A 25,860-nucleotide genomic window follows, 5' to 3' on the forward strand; every position below is an offset into this window, starting at 1 on the left:
TTACTCCTGTGGCAAGAGGGTGCTGGTGTCCGCTTCGGCGGCCGCCGCCGGCGTGGGCCGGGGCTTGACGAGGGCCAGCGCGCCCGCGTTGAAGGCGTCGCGGCAGGCACTGCGGCGCACCTTGCCACTGGTCGTCAGCGGGATCGTCGAGACCGGCGCCAGGTGCACCGTGTGCGGCGCCACGCCGTGGCTCAGCGTGATGGCGGCGGCGATCGCATCCTCGACGTTTTCCAGGTCCTCGGCGTTCAGCTTGGCCGAGCGCAGGATCTCCGCCACCACGACCAGGTGCTCCTTGTCGTCGCGCGTCACGGCGAAGGCCGCCACGCCATTGGTGCGGATGGCCGGATGGCAGGCCTGCGCCACCGCCTCGATGTCCTGCGGGTACAGGTTGCGGCCGGCGAAGATGATGACGTCCTTGATGCGGCCGGTGATATACAGCTCGCCGTCCATCATGAAGCCCAGGTCGCCCGTGCGCAGGTACGGACCATCCTGCGCGTCGCGCGCGAGGTGGGCGCGGAACACTTCGTCGCTGACCTCCGGCTTGTTCAGGTAGCCTTGCGCCACGCTGGCGCCCTTGAACCAGATCTCGCCCACCGTGCCCTCCGGCATGGGCTCGCGCGTTTCCGGGTCGACGATCATCATCACGTGATCGGTGGCTACCGTACCGCAGCTGATGATCGCCGTGGCGGGCGCGTCCAGCGTGGCGGGCGCGATCACGCCGGCGGCCAACGAGGCCTGGTCCAGCAGGATGCGGTGCGGCACCGCGCTGCAGTCGGCCTTGCCCGAGATGAACAGCGTGGCCTCGGCCAGGCCGTAGCACGGCACGTAGGCGGTGCTGGAGAAACCGGCCGGGCCGAACTTCTCCGCGAAGCGGTCCAGCGTGGCCTGCCGCACCGGCTCGGCGCCGCAGAACAGCAGCTTCAGGCTGCTCAGGTCGAGACCGTCGACCTCCTCGTCCGTGATCGTGTCGACGCACAGGTCGAGCGCGAAATTGGGACCGACCGAGCTGGTGACGCGGTACTTCGACAGCCCTTTCAACCAGCGCAGCGGCCGCTGCACGAAATGGGCCGGCGTCATCATCACCAGGGTGAAGCCGCTGTACACGGACAGCAGCAGCGCGCCCATCAGGCCCATGTCGTGGTACGGCGGCAGCCACGTGAAACCCACGTGTTTTTCGGCCGTGCCCATGCGGATGTCCAGCACGCGGCTGTTGCTGATCAGGTTAGCGGCGGACAGGATCACGCCCTTCGGATCGCCGGTGGAACCGGACGTGTATTGCAGCAGCGCCGGAAACTCCGGGTCGGCATTGGGTGCGCCCTGCGCCACTTCCGACTGCGCGTCGAGCGCCTCGAAGAAGTCGGCACCGGCGAACAGCCATGCCGGCACCTTGCCCTGGGCGGACAGCGCGGCGTTCAGGCGCTCTTCGGAAGCGCGCAGGCTGCCTTCGGCGATCACCAGCTCTGCGCCGCAGTCGTTGCAGATGCTGGCGAAGCGCGACACGGCACGGGTGCCGACCGGCGGGAACGACGGCACCGCCGTGGCGCCCGCCTTGAAGATGGCGAACAGCGCGGTGACATAGTTCAGGCCCGGCTCCAGCACCAGCAGCACGCGTGCACCCGGTGTCAGCTGCTGGCGCAGCTGGTGGGCCAGGCGGGCGGCGCGCTGGTCGAGCTGACGATAGGTCAGGTCGACGACGTCGTCTTCACCGTTTCTCAGGAAGCGCATGGCCACCTCGTCCGGCGTCGCCGTGGCGCGCCGGCGCAGGACCGCGTCCATGTCGACGTCCTGGGCGTGGACCGGTGCGGTCGCCGTCGTCGCGCTTACCGCTGTACTGATGCTCGAGCTGGAAGTCATCTGAAACTCCGTTGTGTGATGTCCGAAAAACGTCGTGCTGCCGGGCGAACGGCGACACGCTGCCGCGCCGCATCCGATGGGAGCGGTTCGACGTTGTACTGCGCTGGTTCACCGCCGCCAGCCACGCGCTGTTGGCATGGCGGCCGCGTGTCGATGGGCGGCGCCCCGCTTAGGCTTGCGCCCGTTCGCGCACAGCCGCTTCGGCGGCCGGCTCGAAATAGGAGTCATCGAGGAACGGCAATGTGCGCGCCTTCATCCGTGCCTGGAACAGTTCGACGACGGGCCATGGCCGCATCGCCATCGCCATCAGCTTCACGTGCTGCTGGTCCTGCCAGTGGATGACGTTGGCCACCTCCAGCGGCAGCCCCGCGACCTCACCCGTCCACAGGCTCAGCGTGGTCGGTCCGACCGTCAGGCGCGGTCCGCTGGCCCGGCCGCCATAGACCTTGATCGAGTGGCCGCAGATGCGCACCACGTCGGCAGCACCGTTGATCGGCTTGACGGCTACCGGGCTGGTCAGCTGGGCGTCGTCGGTCAGCTGGAACGCCAGCTTCGGATCGAGCACTTCATCGGCCGGCACCGGCGGCAGCGCGGTATCGATCCCCGCTGGCAGCGACCAGTGCTCGGCGGCGATCAGGCTGCCGCAGGCTTCGCGCAGCGCATGCCGCACCGGTGCCGGGAAGGTGGCGAGGAAAATGTCGACCTCGACGCGCTGGCCGTAGCGCCGCGCCACCGTCATGCCGCGAATGCGGCGGTCGTGGATCTGGCCGTGCCACTCGCGCCCGCCGATATCCGGACCGCTCCAGCTGTGGGCCGGTTCGACCGTGGCGAAGACGCCGCCGGTCGCGGCGGCCAGCTGGTCCACCCGGGCGCGGCCGGCGGTCTCGCCGAACGTCATCGGGTGGCGCAGGATGACCTCGTCCCTGGCGGTCGTCTCGAGCTCGCGCAGCAACTCGTCGACATAGAGACTGGCGTGTGCTTGGTGGTTCATCGTGATGGCTCTTTCTGCAAGGGTTGAGGAGTCAGACCGTCGCGCGGATGGCCGCGGTGGCGCCCATGCGCTCGAGGATGCGCCGCGCCGCATAGGCCGGCCGGTCGAGCTGGATGTCGATCATCGGCGCCGTGGCGCTCCAGTTCGCCTGCAGGCTCTCGGCGACATCCTTGTCTTCCATGACGGTGTTGAACACTTCCTTGGCCGTGAATTCCGTGAACATGTGGTTGTCCACGTCGAAGTCACGGTGCATGCCCACGAACACATGGCTGGTGGTGTCGGTGGCCGGCGTGAAGATCGTCGTCGTATAGACGTGGTATACCTTGCCGTCCTCGTCGCCGCAGGCGTGCGCGCGCGTCTCCACGCGCGTGTTGCCGATCGGCCAATACAGCACTTCCTGCGAGCGGTCGATGTACTCCATCTGCAGGATGCGGGTGTACAGCGGCGGCGTTTTCTCGCGGCGCATGTAGCGGCGCACGCGCACCTCGTTCTCGCCGATCAGGATCTCCGGCGGCGTTTCGACGATGTCGAGCGAGCCCAGCGTCTTCTGGTGCACGAAGGCCGCATGCGAGATGTCGAGGATGTTGTCGATCCCGAACAGGTAATTGCAGTTGATGGTGCAGTAGCTCATCTTGCCCGCCAGCTCGGGCGCCGCGCACACCCAGTGGTCCGGGATCGTTGCCTCGTCCGCCTTGGCCGGATCGCCAGGCCACAGCCAGACCAGGCCATGCTTCTCGACCACCGGAAAAGCGCGCACGCGCGCATTGATCGGGATCGTGTTCTGGCTGGGGATGCTCACGCACGCGCCCGAGCAGTCGTAGCGCAGGCCGTGATACCAGCACTGCAGTTCGTCGCCCACCAGGCGACCGCGCGACAGCGGTACCTGACGGTGCGCGCAGCGGTCTTCCAGGGCCACGACCTGCTCCGTCGAGGTACGGTACATGACGACTTTCTCGTTCAGGATCGACCGGGCAAACGGCTCGCGCTTGATTTCACCGGACAGGGCTGCTGCGTACCATGCGTCTTGGATGTACATGTTTCCTCACTTGCCGCGCAGGCGGCGTTCTGCCACGGCCGGGCTGGAACCGGCATGGCGGGACATTCAAAAAATTGTTGTTATTTGTTGGCGACGGCGACCTTCGCGTCGCTGCCCTGCGTGTTCGGGTCCGCATCGCGGTCGAGGCGGCCGTCGGCGATCCGTTCGATGAACTCGTCGGCCACCGGCTGCATCTTCACGCAGGGGTACTGGAAGCGTCCCGTCGTGTAGCGCAGCGCGCCGAAGAACGTCGGTTCGACCTGGGCGTTCTTGCCCTCGAGCACACGCATCGACTTCAGGTAGCGGTGCAGCTCGGGCAGCCGGTAGCACGGCACGGCCGGATACTGGTGGTGCTCGAGATGGAAGTTGCTGCCGAAGAAGAGCAGCGTGTACAGCGGCGACGTATAGCTGCGGCTGTCGACATAGCGGCCCGGCACCGTGCCCGTGTGTTCGATGTAGGCGCGCATGCTGCTGAGCACATACAACGTGGCGTAAGGGATCAGCATGACCGTGAAGCCGAGCCAGGTCGAGTGGTACCAGATGAAGCCGTACACGGTAACGAAGAACAGCACCAGCGCGGCATTGATGCGCGCGATCCAGCGCATCTCCAGCGGCGTGAACGGCAGCTTGGTGTTCTCCGGCCAGTCGCGGCCGAACGCCATGCCCAGCGCGTTCTTGGTGTACACCCGCACGCTGGCCGAGCGCGCCACGAAGAAGCGCGACCAGAAGGTGCGGTACTGCGAATAGATCTGCACGTCCGGATCGATTTCCTGGCCGGTGAAGCGGTGGTGCTTCCAGTGCGTCATCGCGAAGCCGACGATCATGAAGAGCGGCACCATCGAGGCAAACACCAGCGCGATGCCGGCGCTGACGTACTTGTTGCGATGCAGGTTCGTGTGCATGCCTTCATGGCCCACGAAGGTCAGCAGGTGCATGCCGTGGCCGCCGATGAGCCCGAGGCCGATCGCGGTCGCGATGCGCACCGGCGTCGACATCGGCACGTCGACAATGGCGAACGCCACGATCGCCGGCCCCAGGAAGAACACGAGGGCGTGCGCGAGGTAGAGCAGCGTGGTGACGTGGCTGATGCGGTGGAACTTGGCGGGAAGCCGGTGCCGCGCGAATGCGGCGCTGGTCCCCAGCGTTGCTTCGATGGTCATGGCCGGACTCCTTGGTTGGCTGGACGGTTGCCCCGCGCATGCCGGCACGGCAACACGAGGAAGGAAAAGCAGGCGCCGGTTCTTGCGATTGTCCGGTACGAGTCATCGCCGACCTTGATTTCGGTCATGATCCCTGCCGATGGCAGGGGCGCGGTGACGAGCTGTCCATGGGGACGAGCCAGGGCTGGGCGGCAAGATGCCGGTAGCGAGTCCGCGCCGTGCACGATGGCCCGCTTGCGGACGCGGTGAATCTCAAGCTCGGCACCGCCTCGGCGGGCCTGATCGATCAGGGGATGTAACACGCGGCAATTCCTTTAGAAAATGAATCAAACCGGGATTACGACTGACGCGGTGTCAAACCAGCCCGCGCTCACCGACTGGGCCCTCGAGCTGCGCTCAATGGCTGCGACGTTTCCGAGCGATCACCTGATACTGCGGCTTGCAGAGTGTCCGCGCGGGGCTGCCGCGAGACACGTTCACCTCCAACAAGCTACCTGCATCGAGTGGCATGACATCGGAATTAGTGAATCTTTTTGCAAGATTATTCTCCGTACTTTTGGATTGATATCGCAACCTGTCAACGTTGACGGTTTCCTTCCGCTGCGTGCTGCAGCGCACCGTAAGCGCTCTATGAAAGCGTGCTCAGCAGTGATGGCGCCTCGCCTGCGCAACCGGTACGAATTCCGTTGTGATCGTTCCACAATGCCAGTCACCGCCGGTGGATGTCGTCCACGGACCACGGATGTAACTATTAGTAATAGATTTAAACTCAGCGGGCTACCGCTCCGTCCACCGCCACACCCGGCCGCCGTCTCAAGCGTCAGGCCAAAGATTAAGGGCTGGCGGCGAGAATGGATATCGGCAGATCGTATTCGTTTGAAAGAAATTGTCGGGACAATGTAATCAACTCAGCCTTAAGAGCGCTCGGCCGTAGCGGCCGCGGCACGCCAGCTGCTTGCAAAACGGAGGATGGAAAGTTCCGTTAAATCAGCCATGTACAGCGTGGCTTTGGTAACTTCCAGTTGGCAAGGAAACGGCTGGCGAGCCAGGTCGATTTGTAACTCAGCCATTGGCGAATGGCGCTGCGGAAGGATGGGCGGAAGGACGCCTGGGACGTGAGGCGGGCTGTGCGGTGCACAACAAAAAAGGGCGCTGTCTGCGCCCTTTCGTCCGGTACTACACAGCTGCCTTATGCAGCGGGTACATCGCTTTCGGACAGATGCTTGATCGAATCATGGTTGTGATTCTGCACCTTGTCCTTGTATTTCATGACCGAGCGGTCCAGCTTATCGATCAGCGTATCGATGGCCGCGTACAGGTCCTGTGCCATGCTCTCTACAAATATGGTCTTGCCCGACATGCGCAGGTTGATCTCTGCTTTCTGGCGTTTCTCTTTCTCGGTGAGGTTATCTACAGTCAGGATGACAGCGACGTCGATCACTTGATCGAAATGTCGTTTGACGCGCTCCAGCTTGTTCTGCACGTATTCGCGGATCGCTGGGGTGACGTCGATATGATGTCCACTGATGGTGAGATTCATACACACTCCTAAAGATGATGTCGCTCTACAGGTTCATGCGATGCTCCGCCGTAAAAAAGCTGGCGGCGCAGAGGAACCCATGCACTACAAGGACTTGCGGAGGCTGACGGGAGGGATTTTCAGGGCTTCACGATACTTGGCAACAGTTCGTCGCGCAATCACCATGCCCTGTTCTCCCAGCATGTCCGCAATCTTACTGTCGGATAAAGGGTTCTTCGGGTCTTCGGCTCCTGTGAATTGCACGATCAGCGCACGGATCGCAGTCGAGGAAGCTTCTCCCCCAGCTTCGGTTGCGACGTGGCTGCCAAAAAAGTACTTCAACTCAAACATGCCATGTGGGGTCAGCATATATTTCTGAGTTGTCACCCGAGAGATGGTGCTCTCGTGTAGCCCCAGTGTATCAGCTATTTCACGCAACACAAGGGGTCTCATCGCCACGGCGCCGTGCGAGAAAAAGTTCTTCTGGCGCTCGACGATCGCCTGGGCGACGCGAAGGATCGTGTCGAAGCGCTGGCGCATGTTCTTGATCAGCCACTTCGCTTCCTGCAGTTGCGCGCTCATCTGCGACTCGCCCTTGCCTTGCTTCAGCAGGCTGGCATACAGCGCGTTCACCCGCAGGCGCGGCATCACGTCGTTGTTCAGCGTGACGACCCAGCCATTGCGGCCCTTCTTCACAATCACATCCGGTACGACATAGTCTGACACGTCGGACGCGAACGCGGCGCCCGGATGCGGATTGCACTGGCGGATCACGGCCTGCGCTTCGCGCAGGTCCTCGTCGTCGCAGTCGAGCGCCTTTTTCAGCTTGTTGAAGTCGCGCTGGGCGAACCAGGCCAGGTGCTTCTCGACGATGCACAGCGCCATCCGGCGCGTCACCAGCGGCACGCCCGGCATCTTGCGGATCTGCAGCGCCAGGCACTCGGACGCACTGCGCGCGCCCACGCCGACTGGGTCGAAGCTCTGCAGCAGCGCCAACGCCGTGCGCAGCTCTTCCATTTCCACTTCCAGCTCTTCCGGCAGGCGGCCGTGGATCTCTTCCAGGCTTTCCTCCAGGTAGCCGTTCTCGTCCAGCGCGTCGATGATGAGCTCGACCAGGGCGCGGTCGCGCGGCTCCTGCACCGTCACACGCATCTGCTCCATCAGGTGTTCGCGCAGCGTGTGCTGGCTCGCCTCCAGCTGCGGGCGGGCGTCGTCGTCGTCCGGCCCCTTGTTGCGACCGACGTCGCTCCAGTCGCTGTCGCCTTCCGGGCCACCTTCGCCGTCGTACGGTTCCGCTTCTGCCGGGGCGGGGGCGTCGGCCTGCTGCGGCGGGCCCTCGGCAGGCGCCTCGGGTGCGCTCTGCTGGCCGATGGCACCATCGGCCAGCAGCCGCAGCGAACGGTCGAGCGGGTCGTCCAGGCGTTCCAGCAGCGGGTTATCGGTCAGCAGCTGTTCCAGTTCCTGATGCAGCTCCAGCGTGGAGAGCTGCAGCAGCCGGATCGACTGCTGCAGCTGCGGGGTCAGCGCGAGGTGCTGCGACGTTCGCAGTTGCAGAGACTGTTTCATGAGGGGTCACATACGGAAGTGTTCACCAAGATAGACACGACGCACCGACTCGTCGGCGATGATGTCGTCCGGCCGTCCGGACGCCAGGACGCTGCCCTGGTTGATGATATACGCGCGGTCGCAGATGCCCAGCGTTTCGCGCACATTGTGGTCGGTGATCAGGACGCCGATGCCGCGCTCCTTCAGGAAGCGCACGATGCGCTGGATCTCGATGACGGCGATCGGATCGACGCCGGCAAACGGCTCGTCCAGCAGCACGAAGCGGGGATTGGTGGCCAGCGCGCGCGCGATCTCGACGCGCCGGCGCTCGCCGCCGGACAGCGACAGCGCCGTGTTCTGGCGCAGCTTCTCGATCTGCAGGTCGGCCAGCAGCGTGTCCAGGCGCTCGTCGATCTGCGCCTTCGTCAGCGCACGGCCATCGACCTTCTGGATCTCCAGCACGGCGCGGATGTTCTCCTCCACCGTCAGCTTGCGGAACACCGAGGCTTCCTGCGGCAGGTACGACAGCCCCAGGTTGGCGCGCTTGTGGATCGGCAGGCTGGAGATGTCGGTGCCGCTGATGTCGATGGTGCCCGCGTCGGAGGCGACCAGGCCGACGATCATGTAGAACGACGTCGTCTTGCCCGCGCCGTTCGGTCCCAGCAGTCCGACCACCTCGCCGCAGGCCACCTGCAGCGAGACGTCGTGCACCACCTGGCGCTTGCCGTAGCTCTTCTGCAGGCCGCGCACGATCAGCGTGCTGCCGCCGGTACCGGTTGCCGTCGCCGTGTTCAGGTCCGCCATCGTTATTTCTCCGCCGCCGGCGCGGCCTCGGGCTGCGTGCGCTTGGGCTGGATCACCATCGTGCCGCGGCCGGCGCCCGGCTTGTTGTCGCCGGTATTGGTATTGCGCACGCTGAAGAATTCCTTGCGGCTGTCGTAGGAGATGAACTCGCCCTCGACCTCGTCGCTGGGCTTCTTGCCTTCCAGGCGGCGGATCTTGGCCTTCGAGTACAGTTTCACCAGCTCGGCCTTCTCGTCGTATTCCATCCGTTCGGCCTCGCCTTCCATCCACTGGTCGCCTTCGCCGTCGCGCTTCTGGCGGAACGATACCTTGCGCGCGCCGCCCGTCAGGGTCGCCAGCTGGTAGCCGTCCGGCGTATAGGTGACGACGGCCTTGTCGGCCTTCATCAGCAGCGTGCCGCGCGTGAGCACGACGTCGCCGGTGAAGGTGTAGATCTGCTTGACGTCGTCGATGTCGAGCGAACGGTAGTCGATCACCGTCTTCTGGTACGAGTCGGCCTTCTCGGCCGCGGCATAACCCGTTGCGCCCAGCAGCAATACCGCCGCCAGTATGAGTTTCTTCATGTCTTGATCCTATTTGGTCTGTTGCCCGCGCGGCGGATACACGAGGGTGCCGCGCCCGGCCAGGTGTACCTGGCGCGTCGCATTGTTCGCTTGCATGCCCGTCCCCGTGGCCGTGGCGTCGCCGAACTGCAGCCGTACCGGCTGATCCGTCTCCATCCGGTCTTCCTCCGGATACACCGTCAGCGCCTGGGTAGCCAGGTGCATCTCGCGCGAGTCCTTCGACGCCGCGCGGTCGATGCGCACGTCCTTCGTCAACGTCACGCGCGTGTTGTCCTGGTCCACGCGGGCGAATTGGGCGCGAATGTCCATCGGCGGGTTCTCGCCGGACAGGCTGCGCACCACGGGCTTGACGATGTCGGACGAATCGTCGACCGGACGGTGCGTCAGCTTGGCGCCCGAGATGATGTAGCTGGGCTGGCCCGTCTTCGTCATCCGCACGAACGAGAAGTTCTCGACGATGTAATCGGGCTCGTTCAGCTTCAACCCGGCCTGCATCTCCTCGCCCGCGCGGTTCATCAGCTCGACCAGCCAGAAACTGCCGAACGCGCCGAACAGGCCGAGCACGAGGCCGACGGACAGGCGATAGCGGTGGGCGACCCTTTGATTACGCATGGCGAAACTCCGTCAGACCAGGAACTGGGCCATGATGTTGTCATAAAGGCCCTGCGCGCGCAGCACGAATTCGCACACTTCGCGCACGGCACCCCGTCCGCCGCCGTTTTGCGTGACGTGGTGCACGCGCGTCATCACCTCCGGCCGCGCGTTCGGCACGCCGACGGCGAAGCCCACGCGCGACAGGATCGGCAGGTCGACGATGTCGTCGCCGATGAAGCCCACCTGTTCGTTGCTCAGCCCGAGCTGCGCGACCAGCGCGTTGAAGGGCGTCAGCTTGTCGTGACCGCCCTGGTGGACGAATTCGATGCCCAGGTCCTTCGCCCGCGCCGTCACCTGCGGCGAGCGGCGCGCACTGATGATGGCCGTGCGAATCCCGCCTTCCTGCAGCAGCTTGATGCCCAGGCCGTCCTGCACGTTGAACGTCTTCAACGCCTCGCCGTCGGCACCGTAGTGCAGGCTGCCGTCGGTCAGCACGCCATCCACGTCGAAGATCATCAGGCGCACGTTGGCGGCACGGGCCACGTTGTCCATGTCGTAAGCCTGCGCCATCAGATCACCTTCGCGCGCGTCAGGTCGTGGATGTGTAGCGCACCCGTCAGCTTGCCGGCGTCGTCGACGACCAGCATCTGGTTGATGCGGTACTGTTCCATGATGGCGACGGCGTCCACCGCCAGCTTGTCCGGACCGATCGTGCGCGGGTTGGCGTGCATCACGTCGCCGATGATCACCTTGCCGAAGTCCTGCACCTTGTCGATCATGCGGCGCAGGTCGCCGTCGGTAAACACGCCCACCGGCCGGTAGTCTGCATCCACCACGGCCGTCATGCCCATCCCCTTTTGCGTGATCTGCATCAAGGCATCGGGCAATGCCGTATCGGCCGTGACGGCGGGGATCGCGTCGCCGCTGCGCATCACGTCGCGCACGTGGGTCAGCAGGCGCCGGCCCAGCGCGCCGCCCGGGTGCGAGCGGGCGAAGTCCTCTTCCTTGAAGCCGCGCAGGTCCAGCAGTGCGACGGCGATAGCGTCGCCCAGCGCCAGCGTGACGGTGGTGGACGCCGTCGGCGCCAGGTTCATCGGGCAGGCTTCCTTGGCGACCGAGACGTCCAGGTGAACGTCGGCCAGCCGTGCCAGGCTCGATTCCGGCTTGCCCGTCATCGAGATCACGGTGCCGCCCATGCGCTTGACGACCGGCAGGATCGCCATCAGCTCGGCGCTTTCGCCCGAGTACGAGATAGCGATGAAGGCGTCGTCCGGCGTGACCATGCCCAGGTCGCCGTGCGCCGCTTCGGCCGGGTGCACGAACAGGGCCGGCGTGCCGGTGGAGGCCAGGGTCGCGGCGATCTTGCGCCCGATATGGCCGGATTTGCCGATGCCGGACACGACAACGCGGCCCTTGCAGTTCAGCAGCAGCGAAACGGCTTTCCCTACGCTCTCGTCCGTTGCCAGACGGGCATGCAGGGCGACCAGCGCGTCTGCCTCGATTTGCAGGGCCTCGCGCGCCAGTTCCAGCGCACGGCTTGCGGTTGTTGCATCAAAAGCTTTCAGCATTGTTTTTTCATGGGTTACACTCATGCCGAAAGTATAGCCGAATTGGGAAAGCAAAAAACTTGCCAGATGTTACAAAACATCCGCACCGACGGAGCGGGCCGCCGCTGATCGATGTTCTCACCCCTTGAACTGACCCTCCTGCTCCTGGGCAGCGCGGTACTGGGCGTTGTGGCCTTCCGCATGCTGCACCTGCCGCCCATGCTGGGCTATCTCGCCGTCGGCATCCTGATCGGCCCCCATGCGCTGGGGCTGGCCGAGGAAAGCCATGCGACGCATTCGCTGGCCGAATTCGGCGTCGTCTTCCTGATGTTCTCGATCGGCCTCGAATTTTCCTTGCCCAAGCTGAAGGCCATGAAGGGCATCGTGTTCGGCCTTGGGCTGGCGCAGGTGGTAACGACGATCGCCGCCACCGTGCTGTTCGGCTGGGTGATCGCGCAGACGCTGCCGCCGACGATCAAGGTCAGCTGGCAGGCCGCATTTGCCCTGGGCGGCGCGCTGGCGATGTCGTCCACCGCCATCGTCGTCAAGATGCTGACCGAGCGGCTGGAACTGGAATCGGAGCACGGCCGCAAGATCGTCGGCATCCTGCTGTTCCAGGACCTGGCCGTGGTGCCGCTGCTGATTTTGATTCCGGCGCTGGCCCGTAACCCCGACAACCTGGGCCCCACGCTGGGCTGGGCCGCGCTGAAAGCGGTCGCTGTGCTGGTGCTGCTGCTGTTCTTCGGCCACAAGCTGATGCGCGGCTGGTTCACGGTGGTGGTCAAGCGCCGTTCCCAGGAGCTGTTCATGCTGAACCTGCTGCTGGTGACCCTGGGCGCGGCCTGGATCACGGAGCGCGCCGGGCTGTCGCTGGCGCTGGGCGCGTTCGTCGCCGGCATGCTGATCTCGGAGACGGAATATAAACACCAGGTGGAAGAGGACATCAAGCCGTTCCGCGACGTGCTGCTCGGCCTGTTCTTCATCACCGTCGGCATGCTGCTCAACGTTCAAGTGGTCCTGGAGAACTGGTGGCTCGTGCTGGTGCTGCTGATCATTCCCGTGCTGATGAAGTTCGCGCTGATCGCGGGCCTGGCCAAGGCCTTCGGCGCCTCGGACGGCGTGGCGATGCGCACCGGCCTGGCGCTGGCGCAGGCGGGCGAATTCGGTTTCGTTTTGCTGAACGTGGCCGGCGGCATGGAGCTGGTCGATCCGTTCGTGATCCAGGTGGTGCTGGCGTCGATGGTGCTGTCGATGCTCGCGGCTCCATTCCTGATCGAGCAGTCCGACCGCCTCGTGTTGAAGTTCTCCAGCAACGAATGGATGATGCAGTCGCTGAACCTGACGCGGATCGCGGCGCGCACGATGTCCACGCAAAAGCACGTCATCGTGGCGGGCTTCGGCCGCAGTGGCCAGAGCCTCGCGACACTGCTGCAGGAAGAACAGATCGAATACCACGCGCTGGACCTGGACCCGACCCGGGTGCAGGAAGCGCAATCGGCCGGCGCCAACGTCTCGTATGGCGACGCGGCCCGCCGGGAGAGCCTGGTCGCCGCCGGCATCTACCGCGCCAGTGCCGTCGTCATCACCTACGCCAACACCCAGTCGGCGCTGAAGGTGCTGCACCTGGTGCACGAGCTGGCGCCCACGCTGCCCGTGATCGTGCGCAGCCACGACGATACCGACCTGCACCGCCTGAAGGACGCCGGCGCGGCCGAAGTGGTGCCGGAACTGCTGGAGGGCAGCCTGATGCTGGCCTCGCACGCGCTGGTGATCCTGGGCGTGCCGCTGCGGCGCGTGGTGCATCGCGTGCAGGCCGCACGCGAGGAGCGCTACGACTCGCTGCGCGGCTACTTCCATGGCATCAGCGACGTGGGCGACGACGCTGACATGGAGCGCCTGCACAGCGTCACGCTGACGGACCATGCGGCCGGCGTCGGCAAGGCGCTGGGCGAGATCGACCTGGCCGCGCAAGGCGCCGAGGTGACGACGGTCCGGCGTGGCAAGGAGCGGCTGGCCGTGGGCCCGGAGACGGTGCTGGCCGTGGGCGACGTGGTCGTGCTGCGCGGCGGCGCCCAAGCGGTCGCGCGCGGCGAGGGGCTGCTGCTGGGGTAAGCGCCCCGGCCTGCCACGTGCGGACAGCACCTTTCGCTGTCGCTGCCTCATCTTCGGCATGCCAGCCATGCCCCGGTTGGCGCCCCCCTGCTGGCACTGGCCGCGGTTCCACCGGCTGCGGGCGCCATCCCTGACTTTGCCGCAACGGCACAGTTTTAACTGGTCGCGGCCACCCTGCCTCGATCAGTTCCTTAGTCCCTCAACGACAAGACCTCCGCCGCGCCGGAGCGGCGCTTTATTGCGCTTATAAACGGCACCTCCCCCCGGCACGACCAATATAAAAACAGCCCCCTCAACAAAAATCATATGGTTATATCGAAACATTAGTTGTTGGCATCAGGAACCATCTTTATTATTCGCATCACTCTTGCACAATTAATATTTAAGACGCTCAAGGAATTAATGACCAGCCATCCGGCTGGGCATCGATCGGTACAGACTTCCGTTCAAGTCTGGCATTTTTACTTAATTGGAGTAGTTTGCATGGCAATTCGTGAATTGGCTGTAGAAGAGTTTGAAATCGTCAGTGGCGCGGGCAGTTTCTGCGAGGACCTGTACACCGGTTTCGGCGGTGGCGTTGGCGCGGTGCTGGGTTCGGGCGGTGGCCCGGCCGGCACCATTATCGGCGGTACGCTCGGCGGCGCCGCGGGCGGCTGGCTGGGCCGCAAATTCTGCACCAACTGATTTATTCTGATTAATTCGGCCGGCCCGCTTTGATATATATAGGGCAGGCCGTCCGATTAATCTCCGGCCAGAAAAACGAACAACAACTCATCAGAAAATGGCGTCGGCAACAAAGAATAATATTTTCCGCCCCCAGGCCCTGTCCGGGAATAGCTACGGCAATTTCGGTGAAATTCGCCTGGTGCACACCATGTCGGGCTGGGCGATCAGCTCGGGCTGTCTGATCATCGCGCTGGGGCTGGTGCTGCTGCTGGTGTATGGCAGCGTGTCCAGGAATGCCGTGGCCATCGGTGTGACTGAGACGGCAGCCAGCACGCAGCCTAATGCTCCTGTTGTTGCCCGCATATTCGTACCGGTCATCGACGCCGCGGCGCTCGCGCCTGGCCGGCAGGTCACCCTGCATTACGACGCTTTTCCCTATCAGAAATACGGCTTGCAAACCGGTGTCGTGCGCGCGGTCGACAGCGCTTATCTGCACGCCAGCGCTCTGCCAGCAGGCATCCAGGCCAAGCTGCGTCGCACCACGCATGCCGTCGATCCCGACACCATGACGTACCGCCGCGTGACGCTGGCGCTGCTGTCGCCACAACTGCGCCGTGACGGCGTGCCGCAAGACGTGCCCGCCGGCTTGCTTCTCGAGGTGAACCTGCCGCAAGCGCCCACGCCGCTGTCCCGCTGGCTGTTCGGAGGCCGGCCATGAAATCCAAACTCGTCCTGCAGGGTGAGTCGAGCGAATGCGCTCTGGCCTGCCTGGCCATGATCGCATCCCATCACGGCCAGGTGCATGACATGGCCGCCATGCGGCGCCGCTTCGACACCAGCCAGCGCGGCGCCACCGTGGCGGAACTGGTGCGGCATGCCAGCGCCCTGGAACTGGCGGCGCGGCCCGTGCGGCTGGAACTGGAAGACCTGCCGGAGCTGAAACTGCCCTGCATCCTGCATTGGAACCTGAACCACTTCGTGGTGCTGACGCGGGTCCTGGCTGGCGCGCGCGGCGTGATCGTGCTGGACCCCGCGCTGGGTGAACGCCGGCTGTCGATGGCGCAGGTGTCGCACAGCTTTACAGGCGTCGCGCTGGAGTTTACGCCGACCCCGCGCTTCGAGCGCCACGATCATTCGACCCCGCTGTCGCTGCGCGGCCTGGTCGGCCCGGTGCGCGGCCTGCGCCGCGCCACCGTGCAACTGCTGCTCTGGTCGGCCGCGCTGGAGCTGTTTGCCGTGATGCTGCCGATCTTCAACCAGGTGGTCGTGGACGAGGTCATCCTGTCCGGTAACCGCCCATTTCTGACGACACTGTTCTGCGCCTTCCTGCTGCTCGTCGCGGTCTACGCCGGCATCGACTACGCACGCTCCCGCTTCCTGATGCGCTGGAGCTTCGAAGTCAATCTGCAGTGGGTGGCGCGCGTGTTCAGCCACCTGACGCGCCTGCCGGTGGCCTATTTCGAGAAGCGCCAGCTGGGCGATATCACGTCGCGCTTCGAGAGCATCACGATCGTGCAGAACACACTTACCAGCCTGATGCTGGAGACCGTGCTGGACCTGGTGCTGGCGCTGTTGTCGCTGGCGATGCTGCTGGCCTATTCCTGGCAATTGGCGGCGCTGACGCTGGGCTGCGTGCTGGTGTACGGTGTCATCCGCGCGCGCTTGCAGGAACCGCTGCGCAACGCCACCAACGACGGCTTGCTGATGCACGCCAGGGAGCGCAGCTATTTCATCGAGACGTTGCGCACGATGACGGCCATCCGCCTGTACGGACAGGAAAGCGATCGCACGGCGCGCTGGCTGAACCTGAAACAGGATGCGGCCAATTGCGAGGCGCGGCGCCAACGCATCATCGCGCTGGCGAAGGTGCTCAATACCGCAGTGTTCAGCATCGAAGCGCTGGGCATCTTCTACCTGGGCGCCGGCCTGGTGATGGACCGGGCCATGAGCGTTGGCATGCTGATGGCCTGCAGCGTGTATGCGGTGATTTTCTCCAACCGTGCCACGCGCCTGATCAACCTGCTGGTGGACCTGAACATGGCGCGGCTGTATGCCGAACGCCTGGGCGGCATCGTCCATGAACCGGCGGAGCCGACCGAGACGGCCGCGTTCGATCTCGGCCAGATACGCGGTGCCATCACGCTCCGGCAAGTACGGTTCCGCTATTCGCCGGCCGACCCATGGATACTGGACGGCATCGACCTGCACATCGATGCCGGCGACAGCGTGGTGCTGACCGGCGCCAGCGGTTGCGGCAAAACGACGCTGTGCAAGATCCTCATGGGCTTGCTCGAGCCCAGCGAGGGCGAGATGCTGGTGGATGGCATCCCCGTCGCCACGCTCGGGCTGGCGAACTATCGCAGGCTCGTCAGCGCGGTCATGCAGGACGACAGCCTGCAGCAGGGTTCGATCGCCGACAACATCAGCTTCTTCGCCCACGACGCCGAACCGGCACGCATCCGCGCATGCGCACGCCAGGCCGCGATCGACGACGAGATCATGGCCACGCCGATGACGTACCAGACACTGGTCGGCGAGACGGGCAACGTCTTCTCGGGCGGCCAGAAGCAGCGCATCCTGCTGGCGCGCGCGCTGTACAAGCAACCGCGCATCCTGGCCTTGGACGAGGCCACCAGCCATCTCGACAACGACAACGAGCTGCGCATCAGCCACGTGGTGCGCCAGCTGCGCTTGACCCGCATCATCGTGGCCCATCGCTCTGGCGCCATCGCCGAAGGCGACCGCATTTTCGAGATGCAGGCAGGCAAGCTGCACGAGCGGTCTGCCGCCCTCCCGCTGGCGCAGGCCGCCAGCTGAGCGCGGCCCGGCAGCCGCCGATTCACTTCTTTTTCAATGGACCCAAGCATATGACTATCTCCCAAACTGGCACACCCGTTCCACTGACGCCGGAACGGCCGTCCTTCAATACCCTGTTCAGCCAGGCGATTACCCAGCCGCGCCAACTGTTCGCGTCGCTGGACAGCCATCCCGTCTGGCTGGCGCCGCTGTTGCTGCTGGCCTTGAGCACTGCGGCGGTGTCGGCCTGGTACTACAGCGTGGTCGACTTTGAATGGCTGAAGGAACAAGCACTGTTGAGCATCAGCGACGTCAACCTTCGCGAAAGCGCCCGCCTGTCGATCCGGCGCGAGGCAATGCTGACCAGCACCCTGATCCACGACCTGGTGCTGCTGCCGCTGGGATGGCTGCTGATGGCGCTGTACCTGTTCGGCGTTTCCAGGCTGCTGGCATTCCAGCGCTCCTTCCGCCAATGGTTTTCGCTCGTGGTATGGAGCAATATGCCGCACTTCATCCTGCTGGCATCGGGCGCGGTACAGCTCCTGCTGAACACCGACGGCCACATCAGCAATGCGCAGCTCCATCCGTTGTCGCTCAACCAGCTCGTGCTGCGACTGCAGAGCGGTCCATGGATGGGCCTTGCCGAGGCAATCGACGTGGGCCTGGTCTGGAGCATTGCCCTGCTCGCGCTGGGCGTACATGACTGGACGCGTCGCGGCTGGGCCAGCGCGCTGGCGATCGCGCTGCTGCCGCCCCTGCTCGTCTACGGTGGCTGGGCGCTGCTGCTGGCTCAGGGCATCACGCAGTGACTCGACGTGTCATCGTGGTCGCCGTCCTGGGCGCCGCCATCGCCGCGCCTGTCGTGATGCGCACGCTGCGGCCGGCGTCCGCCCAGGCCGTCACGCTGGAGGTGGCGGCGCCGCGCGAGATCCACGCTTCGGTGCTGGCATCGGGCTCGCTGGTCTATCAGCAGCAGGTACAGCTGTCGTCGGAAGTGATCGGCCGTGTCGCCGCCATCCTGGTGCAGGAGGGCGAGCAGGTCGCGGCGGGGCAGGCACTGCTGCGGATCGACGATGCGCTGCCGCGCGCCGAGGTGGCGCAGCAGCAGTCGGTGGTGCGCCAGCAACAGATCAATATCGACAACCAGCGTCTGGCCCTGGCCAACCAGGAAAGCCAGTACCAGCGCAAGCAGATGCTGTACAGCCACCAGATGATCGCCGCCGCCGCGCTGGACGATGCGCGCTACGCCCTCGACCAGGCCAGGATTCAGCTGCGCAACAGCGCCGAGGCGCTGCAGCAGACGCAGGCGGCGCTCAAGCAGGCGCTCGACCGCGCCGCCAGGACGGTGGTGACTGCACCGCTCAGCGGCACGGTTACCGCGATCGACATCAAGACGGGCGAAACGGCCGTGCCCAACCAGGTCGGCTACCGCGGCTCGAGCCTGCTCACCATTGCCAACACCGCTACGCTGATGGCGGAAATCAGCGTCGACGAAGCCGACATCGCGCGCGTCCGCGCGGGCCAGCAGGCGGCCATCTTCACGGCCGCCCATCCGGACCTGGTGCTGCGCGGGGCGGTACGCAGCGTTGCATTGTCCCCCCAGCGTAACGAGGGCGGCGCGGGCAATGGCGCGCTGGCGCGCAGCTACCTGATCAAGCTGTCGCTGGAAAACCCCACGGGTGTCGCCCTCCAAGCCGGCATGAGCTGCCGCGCAGAGATCTATACGGCCAGTGCCAAGGCGGCCCTCAGCGTCCCGCTGCAGGCCATCCTCAGCCCGGCGGGCGAGAAGAGCGACGGCGCCGAAGCCATGTTGGGCGAGCGCCGCACCGCTGCCAAACGCCAGCGTGACGGGGGCCACTATGTGATGGTGGCGCGCGCCGGCCAGGCACTGCGCAAGCCCGTGCAACTGGGCATTGCGGACGACGAGCGCCAGCAGGTCACCAGCGGCTTGGAGCGGGGCGACGCCGTCATCACCGGGCCGTTCAAGGTGCTGCGGCAACTGAAAAGCGGCGACCGCGTGGCGACCGCGGCGGAGACATCGTGAGCACGTTGCTGGCATTGCGCGACGTCCAGCGCAGCTTCCTCATGGGCAGCGAACGGATTACCGCCCTCGACGACATCAACCTGACGGTGGCGGCGAACGACTATCTGGCCCTGACCGGGACCTCGGGCTCGGGCAAGTCGACGCTGCTGAACATCCTCGGCTGCCTGGACCGCCCGACGGGTGGCAGTTACCTGTTCCGCGGTGCCGACGTGGCCACCATGAGCGACGCCCAGCTGGCGGCCTTGCGCAGCCGCGAGATCGGCTTCATCTTCCAGCATTTCCATCTGCTGACGCGGGCGACCGCGCTGCAGAACGTCATGCAGCCACTGGTCTACCAGGGGGTACGACGCGGCGAGCGCGAGGCGCGCGCACGCGCCGCCCTTGCCAAAGTCGGTTTGGCGCACCGCCTGCACCACCTGCCCAGCCAACTCTCCGGCGGGCAGCGCCAGCGCGTGGCGGTGGCACGTGCCCTATGCGGAACGCCATCCCTGCTGCTGGCCGACGAACCCACCGGCAATCTGGACAGCAGCACCACGGCGGAGATCATGGCGCTGTTCGACGCGCTGCATGCCGAGGGCCATACGCTGATCATCGTCACCCACGACCCGGCCATCGCGGCCCGGTGCCGGCGCCATGTACGGCTGCTCGACGGCAGGATCGTCGCCGGCGCCAGCGGCGCGGAGCACGGCCGTGTCTAATCTGCTGGACAGTTTCGGCCTGGCGCTGGCCAGCATTCGCAGCCATGGGTTCCGCAGCGTGCTGACCATGCTGGGCATCATCATCGGCGTTGCCTCCGTCATCGCCATCGTCGCCTTGAGCCAGGCCATGGGTGACATCATCGCCAGCAATTTCAAGGGACTGGGCAGCAACAGCATGAGCCTGCGCTCGCTGACGACGCCGGAACAAGCGCTGCAGGGCAAATTCAACCGCATCACCCTCAACGATTACCGCCACATCCTGCGGCACGTGGGCGACATCGACGACATCGCGCCGTCCTTCTCGCCGTTCGGCGATTACGGCACGGCGATCAAGCACGGCTCGACCACGGTGTTCGCCCGGGTCAGCGCCGTCACGCCCAACTATCGGATCCTCAGCCAGGCCACGCCGCAATATGGCCGCTACATCAGCAATGACGACGTCGCCACGCGCCGGCGCGTCTGCGTGATCGGCCGCAAGCTGCGGGAAAAGCTGCACCTGCCGGCCAATCCGGTCGGCCGCTTCATCGAACTGGGCGGGCAGTGGTTCAAGGTGGTCGGCGTCACCGAGCCGCGCACCGAAGCGTTCGGCGGCGCGCCGGACGATCACGCCGTGATTCCCTTCTCGACCGGACAGTCGCTGGTAGCCGATCCGGCGCAACTCGATCTCGCCATCACCTTCAACGTCATCGACAGCGAGCAGTTGGCGGCGGTGCAGGATCGCACCGCAAGCCTGCTGCGCCAGCTGCATCGCATCGCGCCCGGCCAGAAAGACGACTTCGAGATCTTCACGGCCGTGCAGTTGCAGGAAATGCTGTCGCGCGTGGTGGGATCGATGACGATGGTACTGGCCGGCATCGTCGGCATCTCCCTGCTGGTGGGCGGCATCGGCATCATGAACGTGATGCTCATTTCCGTGACCGAACGCACGCGCGAGATCGGCATCTGCAAGGCGCTGGGCGCGCAGCGTCACCATATCCTCGTCCAGTTCCTGATGGAGGCCGCCATGCTGTCGCTGGTGGGCGGCATCATCGGCGCGGTGCTCGGCTACCTGCTGGCACTGCTGGCCAGCAGCCTGGTGCCCGGCCTGGCGGCGCCAACGATCCCCTGGTGGGCGATGGTGCTGGCGCTGGCATTTTCCACCGTGGTGGGACTGCTGTTCGGCATCCTGCCCGCGGCCAAGGCCGCCAACCTGGACCCGATCGAAGCCCTGCGCTTCGAATGACCGACTCTTTCGACAATACCTATGTCCGACTTTGACAACCCTGCTCTGGCCCTGCGCGGGCTCAGCAAGAAGTTCGACCGCACGGTCGTGGCTGCGCTGGACCTGACCGTCCGGCGCGGCGAGATCTACGCCCTGCTGGGCGCCAATGGCGCCGGCAAGACCACCACGCTGCGCATGGCGACCGGCCTGCTGCTGCCGGATGCCGGCAGCGTGCACATCTTCGGTGTCGACCTGCACGCCCAGCCGGAGGCGGCGAAACGGCCGCTGGCCTACCTGCCGGACGAACCCCTACTTTACGGCAAGCTGACGCCGCGCGAGTACCTGGTCTTCATGGCCGGGCTATGGAGCATCCCCGCCAGGCAGGCCGCCGCCAGCGCGGACGAGCTGCTGGCGCTGCTCGGGCTCGCCCCGCACGCGCGGCAACTGACCGAAAGTTTTTCGCGCGGCATGAAACAAAAACTGGCGCTGGCCGGCGCCCTGATCCATCAGCCGGCGCTGATCATCCTGGACGAACCGCTGACCGGACTGGATGCCCACGCGGCGCGCCAGGTCAAGGACCTGCTGCAGCGCCACGCCGCGGCGGGCGGCACGGTCGTGATGACCACGCACATCCTGGAAGTGGCGGAACGCCTGGCCGATCGCATCGGCATCCTGCAGCATGGCCGCCTGGTCGGCCAGGGCAGTCTCGATCAGTTGCGGCACCAGGCGCAGCGGCATGAGGCCTCGCTGGAAGATGTCTTTCTGCGCCTGACGGGAAGCGCCGATGCCACTGCCTGACTTCCTGTCGCCGCGCCCGGGCGGAGCGGCGTGGTTGATGCGACACGAACTGCGCCTGTTCGTCGCCGAGTCGGCGGCGGCCGTCGGCCGCGCCCTGCAGCGCGCCCCCAACCAGCGCGCCCTGCCGGCACCGATCCTCGGGTGGATCGTCACGGTCTACCTGGTGTTGCACGTCGCCGCCTGGGGTGCGCTACCCACCCTGCCCTACTGGCGCCCGGCGGAGGGCACCGCCCAGCTCCATCTCGACGGTGCCGCCGCTGCCGTGTTGTTCGTGCTGATGCTGTCGGCCGCGATGATACGCTGCGTCCACGTGATCTACCGCCGCGACGACATCGATCTGCTGCTGTGCGCGCCCGTCCCGGCCGCGACCATCCTGCGCGCGCGGCTGGGCGGCGTGGTGCTGGGAACGCTGCTGCTCGCGCTGTTCCTGATCAGCCCTGTCATCCACGTCGGCGTCGTGAGCGGGCGGCCGCGGCTGCTAATCCTGTATCCTGGTCTGGCGGCGCTGGCCACGCTCGCGGCCAGCCTGGCGATGCTGCTCGCCATCCAGCTGGCCCGCTGGATAGGGCCGCGCTACACCGCCATCATCGCCCAGGTACCAGGCACCGCCGTCATCGTGGGCCTGTATTTCCTGCCCCAGCTGCTGCACAAGCTACCCGCCGGCATGCGCGCTGGACTGTCCGGCCTGCTGGAACAGGGCGCCTTGCTGGGCCCCGCGAGCCCGCTCTGGCTGCCAGTGTGGGCGCTGCAGGGCGATCCGGCAGCATTGCTGCTGCTTGGGCTGGTCGCGTCGGGACTGGCCTACGCGGCCACGGCGTGGCTGCGGCATGGCTTCCTGCACCTGCAGCAGCAGGGCCGCCACCTGCCGTCGTCGACATCGGCCAATCCGGTCGGCGTCGGCTTGCGGTTCGGAACCGGCCTGCGGCAGCTGGTGCTGTACAAGGAATGGCTGCTCATCCTGCGCCAGCCCCTGGCGTGGGGCCAACTGGCCAGCCGCCTGATCTGGCCGGCCGTGACGCTGCTCGCGGCCGGCACCAGCAGCCTGCGCCCGCTCGTCATCGCCGCCATCATCGTGTATGGCAGCGCGGCGCTGGCGGGGACGTTGACGCGCCTGATCGAAGCCGGCGAGCAGGCCTGGGACCTGCTCGCATCCGCCCCGGTAGCGCCAGTCGCGATCGCCGCGGCCAAGCGCCGGGCCGCCCTGATCCCCGCACTGGTGCTGGCCATGCCAACGCCGCTGTGGTTGGCGAGCGCCGATCCGAAGCTGGGCGTGTTGACAGCCGTTGTCGCGGCTGGCGCCTGCATCTCGGCCAATCATCTGAACCGTACCGACCGCGCGCTCGCCGTGGCCCCGAACGGACCACGACTGGCGCCGGTGGCGCCATCGAACGCGCCGCTGCCCGAAGTGCTGAGCAGCGGCCTGTGGGTCGTCCTCTTGCTGATCGCCTATGCGATCGTGGAATAAACCGAGACCTGTCACACCATGCGCACATCGCTCATCAAGCTGCCAGGACTGGCCTTGGCCGGCTTGCTGGCTGCCTGCACGCCGCCGGACCGTCCAGCAGCCTTTACGGAACTGCACATCGCCCGCGACCGCCTCGCGCCAGCTGGCGACGCCATCGACGTCACCGAGTTCTTCATGTATTCATGCGGCCATTGCGCCGCGTTCGACGCGCCCCTGCATGCCTGGGCGGGCCAGCGCCAGGCAGTCCGGTTGCAGCGGCTGCCGATCGCGTTCAGCGACCGCGACGTTCCGCTGCAAAGGCTGTATTTCGCCGTCCAGGCCCTGCCCGATCCGCAGCGGCTCCATCGACGCATCTTCGACGCGATCCATCGCCAGCACCTGAAGCTCGACAGCGAAGACGCGCTGGCCGATTTCATGGCCGCACAAGGCATCGACCGCGCCGCCTTCCTGGCTGCCTATCGCGCCCCGGCGGTACAGGGCCAGCTCGATCGCGTACTGGCGCTGCGACATCGCTACGCGGTCAGGGCGGTGCCGACGCTTGTCGTCGCCGACCGCTTCGTGACCTCGCCTGGGATGGTCGAAAGCAGTGCCTTGGCAGAGGATGCCGGACAGACGGTCGAACAGGCCACGCTGCGCCTGGTCGATCGGTTGCTTGTGTTGGCGCGCACGGGCGTCCCGGGGGGCTGAAGCAGGCAGGTACCGCTGTATAGCGCCAGGCGGGCCGGGAGTTACTGCCGAGGCGAATGCTCAGGCGCTCCGGGCAAGCTCGTCGTCGCCCGAGGTACCGGCGTACTGGCGATCCTTTCCCTCGTCGTGCTGCTGGTCGTTGTGGGCGTAGCGGTATTTTTCGTCGCCGCCCAGGTAGATCACTCGCAGGCTGACCGCGAGCGTAGCCTGGCGCCCCAGCAGGGATGCCGGCGCCAGGCAGGCGCTGGTGGACAGGGCGATGACATCGCGCGCGCCGGTCTCCTGCAGTGCGTCGGTCGCGGCAAAAGCCTCGACCAGCAGGTGCTCGTCGTCCGCGCCGCCATCGAGGTGGAGTTCGTACAGGCGCGACACGCTGGAAAATTGCGCGAGCGCCGCGCCGATCCGTTGAATGATTGCGTCGGACATTGCAACGTTCCGGGGGCAAAAGTTATTGATTGTAGCCACGGTCCCCAGCGTCAGGCAATGATTGCACGTTGTCGCATGCCACTTACGGAATAGGCCTCAGTTGCCGAGTTCAGCCACTGCCACAAGCAGCACTGTAGCGCTACCCGCCACCAATAGTCTAGAAGACCCACTCTACCGTACGTTACAAACGTGCTTCCTATACTGGCTCGACCGTAACCGCCAGAAGGAATCTGATGAGTCACGACCAACCGACTTATGTCCGCTACCACCCCGGCCTGGAAGTCAAGCAGGCCAACGAAGACGCCATCATCGACACCATCGTCGAATCGATGCTGCGGGTGAACCAGAAGGTCTTCGACAAGCACCGGCACGCCACGCGCGATGCCCACGCCAAGAGCCACGGCGTGCTGAAAGGCCGGCTCGACGTCTACGACAACCTGCCCGAGCCGCTGCGCCAGGGCGTGTTCGCCAGCCCGGCCAGCTATCCCGCCGTGCTGCGCCTGTCCACCGCGCCGGGCGACCTGCACAGCGACCGCATCCCGGCGCCGCGCGGCATGGCGATCAAGCTGCTGGGCGTACCAGGGCCGCAACTGCTGCCCGGCCGCGAGCACGCCCACACGCAGGACTTCCTGCTGGTGAACCACCCCGTGATCGCGTTCGGCCACGCGGCCGCCTACCTGAAGACCCAGCAACTGCTGGAGAAACACGCCGACGATCCCGAGGCCGTGCGCAAGCTGCTGGCCGCGCTGGCCCATGGCGGCAGCAAGGCGCTGCACCTGCTCGGGATCGAGAACCCCACCGTCGACACGCTGGGCGCGCCGAACCATCACATCCTGGGCGAGACGTTCTACAGCATGGCCGCGCTGCGCCACGGCGACTACGTGGCCAAGTTGTGCGCGGCACCGCTGTCGGAGAACGTGCGTGCGCTGACCGGCCAACCGCTGCGCGACGATGCCGGCGACTCGGAACTGCGCGACCTCGTGGTCGACTTCTTCCGCCAGCAGGGCGCCGAATACGAGCTGCGGGTGCAGCTGTGTACCGACATCGAGAAGATGCCGATCGAGGACGCGTCGGTGCGCTGGGACGAGGAAGCATCGCCCTATCTGCCGGTGGCGAAGCTGACGATCCCGCCGCAAGAGGCCTTCAGCCCCGCGCGACGCGTGTTTGCCGACGACGTGCTGTCGTTCAATCCATGGCAGGGCATCGAGGCGCATCGCCCACTGGGTTCGATCATGCGTGCGCGCATCCGCGCCTACGAGACGTCGAGCCGCTTCCGCCACGAGATGAACGCGCAGCCGCGCATCGAGATCGACGACCTGGCCCAAGTGCCGGACTGACCATCAAGGAGTAATCA

24 protein-coding genes are annotated in these 25,860 nt (G+C 65.7%); 12 read left to right on the forward strand and 12 right to left on the reverse strand.

Going from position 1 to position 25,860, the window contains the following annotated elements; genetic code table 11:
* From E7V67_023945 to E7V67_023995, 11 genes are all read right to left on the reverse strand, one after another.
* Entirely contained in the window at positions 1-1,854 is a 1,854-nt protein-coding gene (locus E7V67_023945) for a fatty acyl-AMP ligase (GenBank protein ID WUR12710.1), read from the reverse strand.
* Positions 1,855-2,023: 169 nt separating this feature from the next.
* Positions 2,024-2,845 carry a hypothetical protein gene (locus tag E7V67_023950; GenBank protein ID WUR12711.1) on the reverse strand — a complete coding sequence of 274 codons (822 nt, stop codon included), beginning with the start codon at positions 2,843-2,845 and terminating at the stop codon, positions 2,024-2,026.
* Between the two features lie 31 nt (positions 2,846-2,876).
* The gene (locus E7V67_023955) at positions 2,877-3,881 is read right to left on the reverse strand and encodes an aromatic ring-hydroxylating dioxygenase subunit alpha (GenBank protein WUR12712.1); all 1,005 of its coding nucleotides are present in this window, start codon (positions 3,879-3,881) and stop codon (positions 2,877-2,879) included.
* Between the two features lie 80 nt (positions 3,882-3,961).
* Positions 3,962-5,041: a fatty acid desaturase gene (locus tag E7V67_023960; GenBank protein WUR12713.1), complete on the reverse strand. Its 1,080-nt coding sequence runs from the start codon at positions 5,039-5,041 to the stop codon at positions 3,962-3,964.
* Positions 5,042-6,230: 1,189 nt separating this feature from the next.
* A complete protein-coding gene (raiA, locus tag E7V67_023965; protein WUR12714.1) occupies positions 6,231-6,581 on the reverse strand; it encodes a ribosome-associated translation inhibitor RaiA in 351 nt (116 codons plus the stop codon).
* A gap of 84 nt (positions 6,582-6,665) precedes the next feature.
* On the reverse strand, positions 6,666-8,126 hold the full coding sequence (locus tag E7V67_023970; protein ID WUR12715.1) for an RNA polymerase factor sigma-54: 1,461 nt from the start codon (positions 8,124-8,126) through the stop codon (positions 6,666-6,668).
* A 6-nt stretch (positions 8,127-8,132) separates the two neighbouring features.
* Positions 8,133-8,909 (reverse strand): LPS export ABC transporter ATP-binding protein, encoded by a 777-nt coding sequence (lptB, locus tag E7V67_023975; protein ID WUR12716.1) that lies wholly within the window; start codon positions 8,907-8,909, stop codon positions 8,133-8,135.
* 2 nt (positions 8,910-8,911) lie between these two features.
* Positions 8,912-9,472 (reverse strand): lipopolysaccharide transport periplasmic protein LptA, encoded by a 561-nt coding sequence (lptA, locus tag E7V67_023980; GenBank protein ID WUR12717.1) that lies wholly within the window; start codon positions 9,470-9,472, stop codon positions 8,912-8,914.
* A gap of 9 nt (positions 9,473-9,481) precedes the next feature.
* Positions 9,482-10,084 carry an LPS export ABC transporter periplasmic protein LptC gene (gene lptC / locus E7V67_023985; GenBank protein ID WUR12718.1) on the reverse strand — a complete coding sequence of 201 codons (603 nt, stop codon included), beginning with the start codon at positions 10,082-10,084 and terminating at the stop codon, positions 9,482-9,484.
* A 12-nt stretch (positions 10,085-10,096) separates the two neighbouring features.
* A complete protein-coding gene (locus E7V67_023990) occupies positions 10,097-10,636 on the reverse strand; it encodes an HAD family hydrolase (protein WUR12719.1) in 540 nt (179 codons plus the stop codon).
* On the reverse strand, positions 10,636-11,658 hold the full coding sequence (locus tag E7V67_023995) for a KpsF/GutQ family sugar-phosphate isomerase (protein ID WUR12720.1): 1,023 nt from the start codon (positions 11,656-11,658) through the stop codon (positions 10,636-10,638). Before E7V67_023995 ends, E7V67_023990 begins: the two co-directional genes overlap by 1 nt.
* A gap of 87 nt (positions 11,659-11,745) precedes the next feature.
* Here E7V67_023995 and E7V67_024000 point away from each other — a divergent pair, with 87 nt between their 5' ends.
* The 11 genes from E7V67_024000 to E7V67_024050 all read left to right on the forward strand — a co-directional run bounded on the left by E7V67_024000 (position 11,746) and on the right by E7V67_024050 (position 24,080).
* A complete protein-coding gene (locus E7V67_024000; GenBank protein ID WUR12721.1) occupies positions 11,746-13,725 on the forward strand; it encodes a cation:proton antiporter in 1,980 nt (659 codons plus the stop codon).
* Positions 13,726-14,208: 483 nt separating this feature from the next.
* A complete protein-coding gene (locus E7V67_024005) occupies positions 14,209-14,409 on the forward strand; it encodes a hypothetical protein (GenBank protein ID WUR12722.1) in 201 nt (66 codons plus the stop codon).
* Between the two features lie 97 nt (positions 14,410-14,506).
* Positions 14,507-15,109, forward strand: a complete 603-nt coding sequence (locus E7V67_024010) for a hypothetical protein (protein ID WUR12723.1) — start codon at positions 14,507-14,509, stop codon at positions 15,107-15,109.
* A complete protein-coding gene (locus tag E7V67_024015) occupies positions 15,106-17,208 on the forward strand; it encodes a peptidase domain-containing ABC transporter (GenBank protein ID WUR12724.1) in 2,103 nt (700 codons plus the stop codon). Before E7V67_024010 ends, E7V67_024015 begins: the two co-directional genes overlap by 4 nt.
* A gap of 50 nt (positions 17,209-17,258) precedes the next feature.
* On the forward strand, positions 17,259-17,996 hold the full coding sequence (locus E7V67_024020; protein ID WUR12725.1) for a YIP1 family protein: 738 nt from the start codon (positions 17,259-17,261) through the stop codon (positions 17,994-17,996).
* Positions 17,993-19,231 carry an efflux RND transporter periplasmic adaptor subunit gene (locus E7V67_024025; protein WUR12726.1) on the forward strand — a complete coding sequence of 413 codons (1,239 nt, stop codon included), beginning with the start codon at positions 17,993-17,995 and terminating at the stop codon, positions 19,229-19,231. The genes E7V67_024020 and E7V67_024025 overlap by 4 nt, the downstream gene beginning before the upstream one ends.
* On the forward strand, positions 19,228-19,929 hold the full coding sequence (locus E7V67_024030) for an ABC transporter ATP-binding protein (GenBank protein ID WUR12727.1): 702 nt from the start codon (positions 19,228-19,230) through the stop codon (positions 19,927-19,929). The genes E7V67_024025 and E7V67_024030 overlap by 4 nt, the downstream gene beginning before the upstream one ends.
* The gene (locus E7V67_024035) at positions 19,922-21,151 is read left to right on the forward strand and encodes an ABC transporter permease (GenBank protein WUR12728.1); all 1,230 of its coding nucleotides are present in this window, start codon (positions 19,922-19,924) and stop codon (positions 21,149-21,151) included. The genes E7V67_024030 and E7V67_024035 overlap by 8 nt, the downstream gene beginning before the upstream one ends.
* Before the next feature lie 21 nt (positions 21,152-21,172).
* Positions 21,173-21,928, forward strand: coding sequence for an ABC transporter ATP-binding protein (locus E7V67_024040; GenBank protein WUR12729.1), 756 nt, complete (start codon positions 21,173-21,175; stop codon positions 21,926-21,928).
* A complete protein-coding gene (locus tag E7V67_024045) occupies positions 21,915-23,393 on the forward strand; it encodes a hypothetical protein (GenBank protein WUR12730.1) in 1,479 nt (492 codons plus the stop codon). Before E7V67_024040 ends, E7V67_024045 begins: the two co-directional genes overlap by 14 nt.
* A gap of 18 nt (positions 23,394-23,411) precedes the next feature.
* A complete protein-coding gene (locus E7V67_024050; GenBank protein WUR12731.1) occupies positions 23,412-24,080 on the forward strand; it encodes a thiol:disulfide interchange protein DsbA/DsbL in 669 nt (222 codons plus the stop codon).
* A 60-nt stretch (positions 24,081-24,140) separates the two neighbouring features.
* On the opposite strand, the gene E7V67_024055 is transcribed toward E7V67_024050, so the two are convergent.
* Complete coding sequence (locus E7V67_024055; GenBank protein ID WUR12732.1) at positions 24,141-24,506, reverse strand: hypothetical protein; 366 nt, start codon at positions 24,504-24,506, stop codon at positions 24,141-24,143.
* A 233-nt stretch (positions 24,507-24,739) separates the two neighbouring features.
* Here E7V67_024055 and E7V67_024060 point away from each other — a divergent pair, with 233 nt between their 5' ends.
* Entirely contained in the window at positions 24,740-25,843 is a 1,104-nt protein-coding gene (locus E7V67_024060; protein WUR12733.1) for a catalase family protein, read from the forward strand.
* Positions 25,844-25,860: the final 17 nt, after the last annotated feature.

It is taken from the genome of [Empedobacter] haloabium, from assembly GCA_008011715.2.
Taxonomy (GTDB): Bacteria; Pseudomonadota; Gammaproteobacteria; order Burkholderiales; family Burkholderiaceae_D; genus Rugamonas; species Rugamonas haloabia.

Bases quoted from the DNA above. Each gene is read 5' to 3' on its own strand.
- E7V67_023945 (WUR12710.1), bottom strand. From the start codon at position 1,854: ATGACTTCCAGCTCGAGCATCAGTACAGCGGTAAGCGCGACGACGGCG.
- E7V67_023950 (WUR12711.1), bottom strand. From the start codon at position 2,845: ATGAACCACCAAGCACACGCCAGTCTCTATGTCGACGAGTTGCTGCGC.
- E7V67_023955 (WUR12712.1), bottom strand. From the start codon at position 3,881: ATGTACATCCAAGACGCATGGTACGCAGCAGCCCTGTCCGGTGAAATC.
- E7V67_023960 (WUR12713.1), bottom strand. From the start codon at position 5,041: ATGACCATCGAAGCAACGCTGGGGACCAGCGCCGCATTCGCGCGGCAC.
- raiA (WUR12714.1), bottom strand. From the start codon at position 6,581: ATGAATCTCACCATCAGTGGACATCATATCGACGTCACCCCAGCGATC.
- E7V67_023970 (WUR12715.1), bottom strand. From the start codon at position 8,126: ATGAAACAGTCTCTGCAACTGCGAACGTCGCAGCACCTCGCGCTGACC.
- lptB (WUR12716.1), bottom strand. From the start codon at position 8,909: ATGGCGGACCTGAACACGGCGACGGCAACCGGTACCGGCGGCAGCACG.
- lptA (WUR12717.1), bottom strand. From the start codon at position 9,472: ATGAAGAAACTCATACTGGCGGCGGTATTGCTGCTGGGCGCAACGGGT.
- lptC (WUR12718.1), bottom strand. From the start codon at position 10,084: ATGCGTAATCAAAGGGTCGCCCACCGCTATCGCCTGTCCGTCGGCCTC.
- E7V67_023990 (WUR12719.1), bottom strand. From the start codon at position 10,636: ATGGCGCAGGCTTACGACATGGACAACGTGGCCCGTGCCGCCAACGTG.
- E7V67_023995 (WUR12720.1), bottom strand. From the start codon at position 11,658: ATGAGTGTAACCCATGAAAAAACAATGCTGAAAGCTTTTGATGCAACA.
- E7V67_024000 (WUR12721.1), top strand. From the start codon at position 11,746: ATGTTCTCACCCCTTGAACTGACCCTCCTGCTCCTGGGCAGCGCGGTA.
- E7V67_024005 (WUR12722.1), top strand. From the start codon at position 14,209: ATGGCAATTCGTGAATTGGCTGTAGAAGAGTTTGAAATCGTCAGTGGC.
- E7V67_024010 (WUR12723.1), top strand. From the start codon at position 14,507: ATGGCGTCGGCAACAAAGAATAATATTTTCCGCCCCCAGGCCCTGTCC.
- E7V67_024015 (WUR12724.1), top strand. From the start codon at position 15,106: ATGAAATCCAAACTCGTCCTGCAGGGTGAGTCGAGCGAATGCGCTCTG.
- E7V67_024020 (WUR12725.1), top strand. From the start codon at position 17,259: ATGACTATCTCCCAAACTGGCACACCCGTTCCACTGACGCCGGAACGG.
- E7V67_024040 (WUR12729.1), top strand. From the start codon at position 21,173: ATGTCCGACTTTGACAACCCTGCTCTGGCCCTGCGCGGGCTCAGCAAG.
- E7V67_024045 (WUR12730.1), top strand. From the start codon at position 21,915: ATGCCACTGCCTGACTTCCTGTCGCCGCGCCCGGGCGGAGCGGCGTGG.
- E7V67_024050 (WUR12731.1), top strand. From the start codon at position 23,412: ATGCGCACATCGCTCATCAAGCTGCCAGGACTGGCCTTGGCCGGCTTG.
- E7V67_024055 (WUR12732.1), bottom strand. From the start codon at position 24,506: ATGTCCGACGCAATCATTCAACGGATCGGCGCGGCGCTCGCGCAATTT.
- E7V67_024060 (WUR12733.1), top strand. From the start codon at position 24,740: ATGAGTCACGACCAACCGACTTATGTCCGCTACCACCCCGGCCTGGAA.